The organism is Corynebacterium nasicanis, assembly GCF_042658165.1.
In the GTDB taxonomy this organism is placed as follows: Bacteria; Actinomycetota; Actinomycetes; order Mycobacteriales; family Mycobacteriaceae; genus Corynebacterium; species Corynebacterium nasicanis.
Map to the genome: position 1 here is coordinate 562,555 of NZ_JBHSQE010000009.1, position 11,315 is coordinate 573,869.

The following is an 11,315-nucleotide window of genomic DNA, read 5'->3' on the forward strand; positions in this document are numbered from 1 at the left end:
GTCTACTCCAGCGAGAGCGCGGAGACGGGGCACGCCCGGACGGCGTCGCGGGCGGCGTCGAGCTGCGCTCCGCTGAGTTCTCCGGGGACGTCGATGATGAGGTTGTCCTCGTCGTCGAGGTGGACGAGGTCCGGGGCGGCCTGTTCGCACAGGCCGTGGGCCTGGCAGCGGTCGGTGTCGAGGCGGAGGCGGTTCATGTGTTGAGCATGGCAAAATAAACACGGAAAGTCGATGGATATTTCATCACGATCTACCCTGGCCCGCATGAGCCTGCACTTCACCCACGACACCCTCGCCCAGCGCGTCATGCTCGGGGCCGGACGCGCCGCCGAGCACCTCCGGGCGGAGGTCGAGCGGCTCGGCGCCCGGCGCGTCATGGTCATCTCCTCTGCCCGCGGGCTCGTGCAGGCCCGCGAGGTGGCGGCGGAGATCGACGTGCACACCTGGCACACGGACATCGCCATGCACGTCCCCGTGGAGGTCGCCGAGCGCGCGCGGGCGGTGGCGGCCACGAATGACATCGACCTCCTCGTCGCCGTCGGCGGCGGCTCCGCGATCGGCCTGGCCAAGGCCGTGTCCCTGCGCAGCGCCGTCCCCTCCATCGCCGTGCCCACCACCTACGCGGGTTCGGAGGCCACCAACGTGTGGGGGCTCACCGAGGGCGGCCGCAAGACCACCGGTACCGACGACCGCGTCCTGCCGGTCACCGTCATCTACGATTCCCGGCTCACCCTCACCCTCCCCGTCGCATTGTCGGTGGCCTCCGGGCTCAACGGGCTGGCGCACTGCGTCGACTCCCTGTGGGCCCCGCGCGCCGACCCCCTCAACGCAGCCCTGGCGGGTGAGGGGGCGCGGGCGTTGGCCGCGGGGTTGCCGCGTATCGTGCAGGACCCCTCCGACATCACCGGCCGCGACCTCGCCCTCTACGGCGCCTACCTGGCCGCCGTGTCCTTCGCCTCCGCCGGCGCGGGCCTGCACCACAAGCTCTGCCACATCCTCGGCGGCACCTTCGGGCTGCCGCACGCGCAGACGCACGCGATTATCCTGCCGCACGTCCTCGCCTTCAACGCCCCGCACGCGCCCGCCGCGGAACGGCGCCTGGCCGCCGCGCTGGAGGCGGACTCGGCCGTCGCGGGGCTGGAACGCCTCTACGAGCTTCTCGACGCCCCCCGCTCCCTCGACGCCCCCCGCTCCCTCGCCGAGCTCGGCTTCCCCGCCGCGGGCATCCCCACAGTGGTCGAGCAGGCGCTGGCCGCCCTGCCCGCCCGCAATCCGCGGGAGGTCACGGCCGCCAACCTCAGCGCACTGCTGCGGCGGGCCCTGGAGCCGCCCCGCCCCGTCGAAAGGTCCCCGTAGAATTGACCCTGTTCCGGGGCCCGGAGGCACTGCTATCGACAGCGACCTTTCGACGAGGGTGAGCCCGCCCCAGCGGGCGGGTCGGAGCCACCTGTCACCGGGAGTGGCACAATAACAGGCATGAATCTCCTCGCCACCCGCATCGACCTGGACGCCATCGCCCACAACACCCGCCTGCTCAAGGACCTCGTGGGGGATGTGCTGCTCATGGCGGTGGTGAAGGCGGATGCGTACGGCCACGGGGCGGCCCGGGTCGCGCAGGTGATGGCCGAGCACGGGGCGGACCGCTTCGGTGTGGCCACACTGCAGGAGGCGATCAGTCTGCGGGAGGCGGGCATCACCAAGCCGATCCTCGCCTGGATCTGGTCCCCTCAGGAGGACGTCGCCGAGGCGTTGGCGCTCAACATCCGGCTGGGGGTGCCCTCGCTCGCCCATGCGCAGGCGCTTGTCGACGCCGCCGTCCCCGCCCGCGTCTCCGTCAAGGTGGACACCGGCCTGCACCGCTCGGGCGTCGACGAAGCCGACTGGGAGCAGGTGTTCACCCTCCTCCGGGACGCCGAGCACCTCACCGTCACCGGGGTGTTCTCCCACCTGGCCTGCGCGGATGAGCCGGACAACCCGATGAACGACGAGCAGGCGCAGGCCCTGGAGCGCGCCATCACCCTGGCCCGCTCCCTCGGGCTCGAGGTGCCGGAGAATCACCTGTGCAACTCCCCGGGCACCCTCACCCGCCCCGACCTCCACCACGAGCTGGTGCGCGTCGGCCTGGCGATGTACGGGCTCACCCCTATCCCGGGCGTCGACCCCGGTCTCAAGCCCGCCCTCAGCTGGATCAGCCGCATCCTGGTGGTCAAGCCCGTCCGGGCGGGGGAGTCGACCTCCTACAACCACACGTGGACCGCAGACGAGGACGGCTGGCTGGCCGTCGTCCCCGCCGGCTACGCCGACGGCGTGCCCCGCGCGTGGCAGGGGCAGCTGCAGGTGGGCATCGGCGGCAAGCTGTACCCGCAGGTGGGGCGCGTGTGCATGGACCAGATCGTCGTCTCCCTGGGGCAGAACGAGTTCGGCGTGCAGGCCGGCGACGAGGCCGTCCTCTTCGGCGAGGGGGGCATGAGCGCCACCGAGCTGGCGGAGGCCACCGGCACCATCAACTACGAGATCATCTGCCGCCCGACCGGACGCACCGTCCGCGAGTACGAGGGAGGCATCGACCTGTGACGTTCCCCCCGGAAGGCAGCCGCGAGCTGGCCACCGCCGCTGACACCCGCGCCTTCGGGGCGGAGCTGGGTTCCTCCCTGCGCGCCGGGGACGTGGTCATTCTCGACGGTCCCCTCGGCGCCGGCAAGACCACGTTCACCCAGGGCCTGGCCCAGGGCCTGCAGGTGCGGGGGCGGGTGACCTCCCCGACCTTCGTCATCGCCCGCGAGCACCGCTCCACCGTCGGCGGGCCGGGGCTCATCCACCTCGACGCCTACCGGCTGCTCGGGGAGGGCTCCTCCGGGGATCCCCTCGGCGAGCTCGACGCCCTCGACCTGGACACCGGGCTGGACGAGGCCGTCGTCGTCGCCGAGTGGGGTGGGGGACTGGTGGAGCAGATCTCCGAGCGCTACCTGCTGGTGCAGTTCGACCGGGAAACGGCAGTGATCCGCGACCCCGAGTCGGAGGCGCGGATCATCAGCTGGCGGTGGGTGGATTAGCTGACCAGGCGGGCGGCCTGCACGTAGTAGGGTTCGGATTCCCGGCCGCTGTTGAGGCTGGTGAAGGAGCGGCGTTCGATGCCGCCGGCGGCCTCGTCGTAGACGTAGAGCAGCGGTTCCGCGCCGAGCCGGGCGAAGGTGGCCCGGAGGGGCGCCGCCCCCAGCGCCCGGGTGAGGGCCGGGGTGGCGTCGAGGTGGGCGTCGAAAAGCGCGCACACCTCGGTGAGCCGGGGGGTCTGCAGGGCCAGCCCGCAGGAGGCGGGTGACCAGCGGTGAACGGGGGTGAGGCAGTCGTCGCCGAGGTCGGCGAGGACGTTGAAGGAGGGGATGAGGGTGTCGGCGGTGCGCACCAGGGTGGCGCCGTAGATCCGGTCGCCGCGCAGGCGCTCGGAGTGGTGTTCGAGGGTCTCGACAAGAGCGGTGGACAGGACCTGGCTGAAAGATTCGATGGTCATGATTCCTCCTGACATGAGGCCGGGCATTCCACACCCTAATCGCCCAGGTCGGCTCCCGCGCGGTGAACGACCGGAGCCGCCCACCACGCCGGATTGTCCGCCTGCGCGCCCGCGGCGAACCATGCGCGCGCCTTCCCCAGCTGCCAGTCGAGAAGCTCCCGCGCCGGCTCCGGGGCGTGCAGGGCCCGGTCGGTGGCCAGGATGAGCTCCCGCAGCGGATGCGAGCCGGCGGGCAGCCCGGCCTCGGTGGGCAGGGTCCACAGGCTGGAGATGACGGTCTCCGCCCCGCACGCCGCGGCGGCGGTGCTCAGGCCGAAAGGTTCGGGATAGCGCAGGTCCGAGCCGGAGGCACAGCCGATGAGCCCCACCCGGCGGGGGGCGCGCCAGCCCGCGTGCAGCAGATCCCCGGCACTCAGCGGCTCCGCGAGGTGCAGTGTGGAGGTCTCGGCGCTGGCCGTCTCCTCGCCTGCGGCCGACACGTGCCCCACGAACAGCAGGGAGCGGGCCCGGGCGGAGGCGGCGAGGAACTCCGGCGCCGTCATCCGGGTGCGGGCCAGCTCCGGCCACGTGGTGGCGGGCGGATACGTCTCGGGCCGCAGGAGCGCGGCCAGGGGGTCGGTGTCGGTGGGGCGTCCCAGGACCGAGCCCAGCGGCCCCGTGGGAGGCTGGCCGGGGATACGGGGATCGATGACCATGAGGTCGCACTCCCCGTCGGTCGGCTCGCCGCGGAGTGCGTTGAGGGATTCCGGCACCCCGAGCACCACGTCCGCCAGCTCCCCGAGCAGCCGGCCCGCAGGTTGCGTCGGCAGGACCGCCCACGGCACCTGCGCCAGGCGGGGGGAGGGGCGGATGAGCAGCTGACTGCGGCCCGGCCCGCGCAGCATCGCGCTCAGTTCCTGCGGGATGAGCAGCGCGCCGAGCTGGGAGAAGTAGGTCCAGGTGTCCTCCGGCGAGCGGAAGGCGCCGTCGTGGAAGGTGCGGTGCAGCGCCGCCGCGGTGCTCTCGCCCGGCTGGATGTCCGGGAGGGTGCGGGGAAAGGAGTCACGCAGGGCGTCGATGTGCGCCGGGGAGAGACGGGCGGTGCGCACGTCCGCGGAATCGGCCTCCCGCCACGAGAAGTAGGTGGAGACCGCATCGGCGTAGGTGAGCAGGACCCTGTGCATGGTCTCTCAACGTAGACGACCCCCACGGGAAAAGCGCGCCAGGCGCAGTGTCCCCGGGTGCGTGCTACGGGCAGGTGACCTGCATCTCGAAGGCCTTGTCCTGGGGGCCGGCCAGCGGGTTGTTCATGTCGACGGCGCTGACGGTGCCGGTGATGGTGTAGGTATCCCCGTCCCTGGTGGCGGTGGCCTCGTTGCCGGGCACGCCGGGGGCGTAGGCGAGGGATTCGCCGGTCTCGGTGGAGCCCAGGCCCACTGCCTGGACCTCGGGGGTCTCGCCGGCGCCCAGCACCGCACTCAGGCCCGTCGCCTGGTTCCCGCTGGTGGAGGCGATGGTGAGGGAGACCGTGTCGCCCTGTTCGGCGCAGACGACGGAGGCGTCGGCCATCTCGATGGCGGTGCCGTCGACGGTGGCGCTCCACTCGCCGGAGCCGTCGGTGGCCACGGCCACATCCCCGGCGGCAGCGGAGTCGGAGTCGGAGCAGGCGGTGAGGCCGAGGCCTCCGGCGAGGAGGGTGGCGGCTGCGGCGGTGAGGGTGAGGACGGTGCGGGACATGTTCTTCTCCTTGGTCTGCGCGGTCAGCCCCGGTGGCTGTCCGGTGACTTCAAGGTAGGAAGCGCCCGCGGCTACCGTTCACGACAAGTCTCACCAGTCGTCGCGCAGGAGGGCCTGTTCCGCCTGGTAGAGGGGTCCGTTGTGGTCGGGGGTTCCGCTGCGGCGGCCCGCCACGAGGGCGCGTATCGACGCCCGCTCGGCCCCCGTCTCCTCCACCGGTACGCCGACGCGCACCGTGACGTCCGCAGGCTCGAGCGCCCAGGCCGCGGCGGGGCTCAGCGGCAGGTCCAGGGTGGCGGTGCCGGCGGCGTCGAGCACCCCGGCAGCGCGGGCGGGCCCGGCGGTGACGGTGACGGCCAGGCCGCTCGGGTCGGCGCCGGGCAGCAGCGCGACGGCGAGGGCGAGTGCGGGGCGCTCGAGGACCTCGAGGACCCAGGTGAGGGAGTTCTCGGCGGCGTCGATACGCCCGGCGGGCACGCCCTGCCAGGCCACGGGACCGTGACCACTGAGCACGGCGGACGGCGTCGGCGGGGGAGCCGCCCCGGCGACGAGGGCGTAGTCCGCCTGCGTCGGCGCGGGGGCGCTCAGGGGCGGCGGGGTGGTGCCTTCGTCGGGGGAGAAGGCGAGGACCTCGTCGAGGAGGTCGCTGAGGTGGGCGATCTCGGCGTCGAGAAGCGAGGGGTCGAGGGGCGGGATCCCGTCGAGCGGGCTGGTCGGCCACCAGGCGCGCAGCCAGTGCCCGAAGGCGAGGTGACGCAGGCGCGCGGCGAGCGCGTCCTCCCACACGGGTGCCCAGTCCCGGCCGCGGACGAGGTCGACGTAGGCGGATTCGCCGATGAGCAGGTGGAGCCAGTCGGCCTCCGCCGGATCGTGGACGGTGAGGTGTGGGTCGGCGGCGTGGAGCAGCGGCCACTCGAGGGTGGCGCCGCGGGCCTGCAGCGCGAGGGTGATCATGCGGCGGCCTCCAGGGCGTCGCGGATGAGCTGACGGTGGTCGTACATGACGGAGCGGGCGACCCCGCTGAGGATGTCCCACACCTCATCGGTGTCGGCCGGGGAGCGCCCGAGCACATCGAGCCCGTGCAGGCGGGCCCACAATCGGTGCAGGTAGGGATCCCAGAAGGCGTGGAGCTGATCCACCACCTTCTCCTGACGCGGATCGATGGCCCGGCCCGCGGACAGCTGGCGGCGCAGGTGCATGACGTAGGCCTCCTTGGCCAGCCGCGCCTGGATCTGCCGGAGCAGGGTGGGGCCGAAATCGCGCCGGGCCCGCAGGGGCTCCAGACCCGCGGAGAGGACGATCCCGGCGGCGAAGGTGGAACGCCACAGCGGATCGTGCAGCCCGAGGGGCGCCCGGGCGCGCTCGTGTTCCATGGCGACCAGCTCGGCCGCGGAATCGAGGTGCTCCCGGGAGCGGCGCAGCGCCCCGCGGACCCGCGCGTCGAGCGGGCGGTCGAGGACGAAGACAGCGTTGCCGCCCCGGGCGCGCACCGGCGGGGCGGGCACCGGATCGGCCGCCGAGAGGCGCAGGCCGGCGACCGGCCCCTCCCACGCGAAGGCGTCGAGGAAGGCCGTGACCTGGCCGGGGGTGCGCCGGATGGCCTGCGCCCAGGCCGCCACATCTGGTGATTCGCTGAGCTCCTCGCCGCTGTCCAGCAGCTCCCACAGCTCGGCGGTGAGCGTCGGCATGTCGGGCTCGGGGCCGGCCTCGACCCAGTCGGGGAAGGGGTCGGCGGGCAGGGCGTCGAGGTGTGCGCGTAGGTCGTGGACGCTGACCTCGCCGTGCACCTCGGCGATGACCTCCGCGCACAGCGCGGCGGCGTCCGCCCCCGGGGCGCCGTGCAGGCCGGCGAGTTCGAAGGCGCGGGGGAAGTAGAGTTCCTGGGCGTTGCCGTCGGTGATCTTCGCCCGGCGGCGGGCGGCGCGCAGCAGCGGGAACCACGCGCTGGCCTGTTCCAGGAGCCCGCGGTGCCGGGACAACAGGTCGGTGAGCGCGGCGGCCTGCTCCGGGCCCAGCAGCGGGGCGGCGAGCTCGGGGCGCAGCCGCGGCCGGATGATGAGCGGATCCACCAGGCACTTCACGGCGCGGGCCACGGGGAGGCCGTCGCGGGTGAAGGAGGGGGCGGCGATGTCGGCCGCCGCCCAGGATTCCGCCAGCACCGCGCGCCGGGGTCGCACGTCACCCACGCTGTTCCTCCTCGTGAGACCATGGTTGCCGTGTCCAGTCTAAAGGCCCTGCCGGAGTTTAGTGCCGCGATGGAGCGGGTCGCCCGGCTCATGGAGCTCGGCGATCCCCGCTGGGAGCCGGAGCTGGCCGCGGCCCGCGCTGTCGCCGCTGCGCTGCCGGCGGAGTATCAGGGGGAGGCCGAATTCCGCCTCCACCTCGCCGATCACGTCGTGGCCCTGCGCGACAATGACCTGCCCCGGGCGCGCCGGCACCTGGGGGCGGCCCTGGCGCTGCTCGCCGCGGACCCGTCCGCGGACCCCACCCGTTTCGGGCTGCTCGATGCCCTGTGCGCCGTCCACCTGCGCGCCGAGAACACCTCCGCGGCCGCCGACACCCTGCGCCTCATGGAGGCCCTGATCTGGCGCGGCCCGCAGCGGGAGGTGATCCTGCGCAGCCGGGAGGGCGACGTGGCCCTGGCCGCACATGACTACCGCGCGGCGCAGGCCGCTTACCGGGAGGCCGTGGAGGCCGCCCGCGGGCACGCGGAACTGGCCGAGTACCTGGGTGCTGCGCTGGTGTCGCTGGCCACCGCGCAGGCGCACGCCGGGGACGCCGACACCGCGGAACGCACCGCCGCCCAGGCCCGGGCGGTGGTGTGCGACAACGCCAACGACCTCGCCGGCCTCCACGAGGTCGACCTCGTCGTCGCCCGGATCCGGGGTGATCTCCCGGCGCAGCGGCAGGCCTACGCCGCTTATCGACGCCTCCTCGCCCACCGCGGCCAGTTCGTCCACCGTGTGCTCCACGACGAAGCCGCCGCCGGCCGCGCCCTGGAGGAGCAGGCCGCGGGGCGGCATCCGCAGGCGGCGAGCCTCTACCGGGAACTGGCCGCGCGCGCGGGGCACACGACGAACCGGGCCCTGGCGCTGCTGCGGGCGGCCGCCGCCACGTGGGACGCGGGGGAGCCGGAGGAGGCGGGGGCGCTGCTCGATGAGGCGGCGGAGATCCTCCGGGACTCGCCCCACCTCACCCTGCGGGCCAGCGTCGAGGTCTACCGGGCGTTGTTCCTGGCCTCCCTCCCGCACGTGAGCATCCCGCTGGTGCGCGCCCTCCTGCCGCAGGTGCAGGCCGCGGCGATCGTGCTGCGGCACCTGTCCTTCCAGGTGGATTCCGCCCCGGCGCGCCGCGAGTTCGCCGACTACTGGGCCCGCGAGGCCATCGAGGTGTGCTGCCACCTGGCCTTCGAGATCGGCGACAACCGCGGGGTGGCCGACATGATCGACCTGGTGGCGGCCACCCCGGCGGTGCGGGTGGCGGGGCCGTCCCTGCTCGTGAGTGCGCCGCCGCGCACCGGCGGCCTCCAGGAGGCCTACCGGGTCGCGGCGGCGGACTACGGGGTGCTCATGTCCTGAGCACGAGGTGATTAAGCGCGGCGGCGGAAGAGCAGGAACGCACCGGAAGCCACGGCCAGCAGGCCGACGGCCAGGGCGGTGAGGCTGCCGCTGACACCGTTGTTGGCCAGCTGCACCTGCTCGGCGGCCGGGGCCGGGGTGACCTCGACGCGGGACTGGGCGGCCGGGGCGGGAGCTGCAGCCGGGGCCGGGGCGTTGAGGGCCTGCTGCTGTGCCAGGGCCTTGTGGTCGACGAAGTTGGAGGCCTGGTCCGACAGGACGCGGGAGTGGGTGCCCTCGGAACCGTCCACTCCGTTGTGGCCCTCGGAACCGTCGACGACGCAGGCGACCTCCTCGCGCTCGCTCCAGGTGCGGCTCTCGGTGATCTCCTCCTCGACGACCGTGAAGGGGAGCACCTCCTGGACCTGGTTCTTGCTGTACTCGAAGTGCTTGACGGTGGCGGTGTACTGGCCGACCGGGGTGTCGGCGGGGATGGTGGCGGTGATGGTGCGTCCGAGCGCGTCCGGGCGGCCGAAGTTCCAGCCCGCGGGGCCCTCGATGTCGCCCACCTGCCAGTCACCCTGGCGGGTGGCGTGCTCGGCGACGGAGCGGGTGCCCACGACCTTGGTGTCGGTGAGGGTCTTCTCCACGAAGCACTTGTCGCCGACGCGGATGATCTCCCCGTTGGCGGCGGCGTGAGCGACCGGGGAGTGGAGGGCGAGGAGGGCGAGGGTGGATCCGGCGATCGTGGCTGCAAGGCGCTTGTTCATGACGAGTCTCTTTCGGTGCAGGTGAGTCCGGACGCAGGCGGACGCTTTCTATGGCGACCACGCTATAACACTCAAGTTTAAGTTGAGAGTTGAGAGAATTTTGAGGCCGTTTTCGCATGGTCACACCGCAGATCTCACCCCCGTATAGGGGCATCGCGCCGATGTGGATGATGCTTGCAGGGGCGCAAGAGGTTGCAGGTAGACATTTGACATAATTCAGCCGCCACGGAATGAGAAACGCCGGTTGTGTCCGATCGGAAGAGGATCGGATGCAACCGGCGGGGTCGGAGCGCCTAGAGTGAGTCCCCGAAATCCTCCCGGAACTTCGCCACGAGGGTGTCCAGCCAGTCCGTCTTCGGCGTGAGGCGGCCGTAGAAGAACCGCAGGATCTCCGGCTCCTCCTCCCATTCCAGGCCCCCGATGAGGGAGCGGTTCTGGTACAGCCAGTCGAGGCGGTCGATGACGTAATTGACCTGGGAGAGGGTGAACACGCGCCGCGGCATGGCCAGGCGGACCAGTTCCATGTCGGCCAGCGGCTCGACGCCGTCTGCGTCCCGGGCCTCGGACATCGTGCCGCGTTCCATGCCGCGCACGCCGGAGCACACGTACAGCGCGGCGGCGAGGGCGGCGGCCGGGTACTCGTGCTGCGGGACGTGGTCGACGAAGCGCATGGCGTCGACATGCGCGCCGAGGCCGCCGGCCGGGGTGATCACCGGGATGTTCCGCTTGTCCAGCTCGGCGACCATGTACTCGATGAACTGCGGGCCCTGGTTGATCATGTCCTCGTCCATCGTCTCCTCGAGGCCGACGGTGATGGCCTCCATCTCGCGGACGGACATGCCGCCGTAGGTGAGGAAGCCCTCGAACATCGGGACGTAGCCGCGCATCTGCTTGTACAGCTTCTCGTCACGGATGCAGATGCCGCCACCGCGGCCGAAGCCGAGCTTGCGGGCGGAGAAGTAGAGCACGTCACACAGGTCGGCGATGTTGCGGGTGATCTCGCGGATGGACTGGTCCCGGCAGGCCTCTTCGCGGATCTTGTTGAAGTAGAGGTTGTCCGCCAGCAGGGAGGCGTCGAGCACCAGCGGGATGTCGTGCTCGCGGCACAGCGCGGAGACCTCGCGGAGGTTCTGCACGGAGAAGGGCTGGCCGCCGATGAGGTTGGTGCCGGCCTCCATCCGGACGTAGGAGAGGGCGGTGGCGCCGCGGGCGTCGATAAGCGCGCGGAGCGCGGCGACGTCGAGGTTGCCCTTGAAGGGGTGATCCGAGGTGACCTCGAGGCCCTCGGGGATGACCAGCTCCACGATCTCGGCGCCATTGGCGGTGATGTGCGCCTTGGTGGTGGTGAAGTGGTAGTTCATCGGCACGAGCGTGTCGGGGCGGATCATCACCTGGCTGATGATGTTCTCCGCGGCGCGGCCCTGGTGGGCGGGCAGGAAGTAGTCCATGCCGAAGATGTCCACCAGCTTGTCGTAGAGGCGGGTGTAGGTGGCGGAGCCGGCGTAGGCGTCGTCGGCCATGAGCATCGCGGCCTGCTGGTCCTGGGACATGGCGTTGACACCGGAATCGGTGAGCATGTCGAGGAAGACGTCTTTGTTCTCCAGGAGGAAGGTGTTGTACCCGGCGGTGGACATCGCCTCCCGCCGCTCCTCGATGGGCAGAAGGGTGAGCTTCTGGATGATCCGGACCTTGTGCATTTCCAGCGGCAGCTGCTGACCGCGGAAGAACGACACCCTCGACACGATGGGACTCCTTGGGACGAAT

The 11,315-nt window shown here is 72.0% G+C and carries 12 protein-coding genes; 4 read left to right on the top strand and 8 right to left on the bottom strand.

Features of this window, described 5'->3' with window-relative positions; translation table 11 throughout:
• Positions 1-2: 2 nt before the first annotated feature.
• A complete protein-coding gene (locus tag ACFPUZ_RS11505; RefSeq protein ID WP_377002035.1) occupies positions 3-197 on the bottom strand; it encodes a ferredoxin in 195 nt (64 codons plus the stop codon).
• A 67-nt stretch (positions 198-264) separates the two neighbouring features.
• Between ACFPUZ_RS11505 and ACFPUZ_RS11510 the strand changes: the two genes are divergently transcribed.
• The 3 genes from ACFPUZ_RS11510 to tsaE all read left to right on the top strand — a co-directional run bounded on the left by ACFPUZ_RS11510 (position 265) and on the right by tsaE (position 3,053).
• Positions 265-1,356, top strand: coding sequence for a maleylacetate reductase (locus ACFPUZ_RS11510; RefSeq protein WP_377002036.1), 1,092 nt, complete (start codon positions 265-267; stop codon positions 1,354-1,356).
• Positions 1,357-1,476: 120 nt separating this feature from the next.
• A complete protein-coding gene (gene alr / locus ACFPUZ_RS11515; RefSeq protein ID WP_377002037.1) occupies positions 1,477-2,574 on the top strand; it encodes an alanine racemase in 1,098 nt (365 codons plus the stop codon).
• Entirely contained in the window at positions 2,571-3,053 is a 483-nt protein-coding gene (tsaE, locus tag ACFPUZ_RS11520; RefSeq protein WP_377002038.1) for a tRNA (adenosine(37)-N6)-threonylcarbamoyltransferase complex ATPase subunit type 1 TsaE, read from the top strand. Before alr ends, tsaE begins: the two co-directional genes overlap by 4 nt.
• Here tsaE and ACFPUZ_RS11525 read toward each other — a convergent pair.
• From ACFPUZ_RS11525 to ACFPUZ_RS11545, 5 genes are all read right to left on the bottom strand, one after another.
• Positions 3,050-3,508: a hypothetical protein gene (locus tag ACFPUZ_RS11525; protein WP_377002039.1), complete on the bottom strand. Its 459-nt coding sequence runs from the start codon at positions 3,506-3,508 to the stop codon at positions 3,050-3,052. The two genes, tsaE and ACFPUZ_RS11525, sit on opposite strands and share 4 nt — an antisense overlap.
• Positions 3,509-3,543: 35 nt before the next feature.
• On the bottom strand, positions 3,544-4,671 hold the full coding sequence (locus ACFPUZ_RS11530; protein ID WP_377002040.1) for a CHAT domain-containing protein: 1,128 nt from the start codon (positions 4,669-4,671) through the stop codon (positions 3,544-3,546).
• 64 nt (positions 4,672-4,735) lie between these two features.
• A complete protein-coding gene (locus tag ACFPUZ_RS11535; RefSeq protein WP_377002041.1) occupies positions 4,736-5,224 on the bottom strand; it encodes a lipoprotein LpqH in 489 nt (162 codons plus the stop codon).
• Positions 5,225-5,314: 90 nt separating this feature from the next.
• Positions 5,315-6,178, bottom strand: a complete 864-nt coding sequence (locus ACFPUZ_RS11540) for a hypothetical protein (protein WP_377002042.1) — start codon at positions 6,176-6,178, stop codon at positions 5,315-5,317.
• On the bottom strand, positions 6,175-7,410 hold the full coding sequence (locus tag ACFPUZ_RS11545) for a hypothetical protein (RefSeq protein ID WP_377002043.1): 1,236 nt from the start codon (positions 7,408-7,410) through the stop codon (positions 6,175-6,177). Before ACFPUZ_RS11545 ends, ACFPUZ_RS11540 begins: the two co-directional genes overlap by 4 nt.
• 30 nt (positions 7,411-7,440) lie before the next feature.
• Between ACFPUZ_RS11545 and ACFPUZ_RS11550 the strand changes: the two genes are divergently transcribed.
• Positions 7,441-8,802 (top strand): hypothetical protein, encoded by a 1,362-nt coding sequence (locus ACFPUZ_RS11550; protein ID WP_377002044.1) that lies wholly within the window; start codon positions 7,441-7,443, stop codon positions 8,800-8,802.
• Between the two features lie 11 nt (positions 8,803-8,813).
• Here the strand turns inward: ACFPUZ_RS11550 and ACFPUZ_RS11555 are convergent, their stop codons facing one another.
• Together ACFPUZ_RS11555 and ACFPUZ_RS11560 are read right to left on the bottom strand one after the other, a co-directional pair.
• Entirely contained in the window at positions 8,814-9,551 is a 738-nt protein-coding gene (locus tag ACFPUZ_RS11555) for an LPXTG cell wall anchor domain-containing protein (RefSeq protein WP_377002045.1), read from the bottom strand.
• A gap of 293 nt (positions 9,552-9,844) precedes the next feature.
• Positions 9,845-11,293: a tryptophanase gene (locus ACFPUZ_RS11560; protein ID WP_377002046.1), complete on the bottom strand. Its 1,449-nt coding sequence runs from the start codon at positions 11,291-11,293 to the stop codon at positions 9,845-9,847.
• Between the last annotated feature and the right edge of the window lie 22 nt (positions 11,294-11,315).

Coding starts and splice junctions, on each gene's coding strand:
- ACFPUZ_RS11540 (WP_377002042.1), bottom strand. CDS start 6,178: ATGATCACCCTCGCGCTGCAGGCCCGCGGCGCCACCCTCGAGTGGCCG.
- ACFPUZ_RS11555 (WP_377002045.1), bottom strand. CDS start 9,551: ATGAACAAGCGCCTTGCAGCCACGATCGCCGGATCCACCCTCGCCCTC.
- ACFPUZ_RS11505 (WP_377002035.1), bottom strand. CDS start 197: ATGAACCGCCTCCGCCTCGACACCGACCGCTGCCAGGCCCACGGCCTG.
- ACFPUZ_RS11530 (WP_377002040.1), bottom strand. CDS start 4,671: ATGCACAGGGTCCTGCTCACCTACGCCGATGCGGTCTCCACCTACTTC.
- ACFPUZ_RS11535 (WP_377002041.1), bottom strand. CDS start 5,224: ATGTCCCGCACCGTCCTCACCCTCACCGCCGCAGCCGCCACCCTCCTC.
- ACFPUZ_RS11510 (WP_377002036.1), top strand. CDS start 265: ATGAGCCTGCACTTCACCCACGACACCCTCGCCCAGCGCGTCATGCTC.
- ACFPUZ_RS11525 (WP_377002039.1), bottom strand. CDS start 3,508: ATGACCATCGAATCTTTCAGCCAGGTCCTGTCCACCGCTCTTGTCGAG.
- alr (WP_377002037.1), top strand. CDS start 1,477: ATGAATCTCCTCGCCACCCGCATCGACCTGGACGCCATCGCCCACAAC.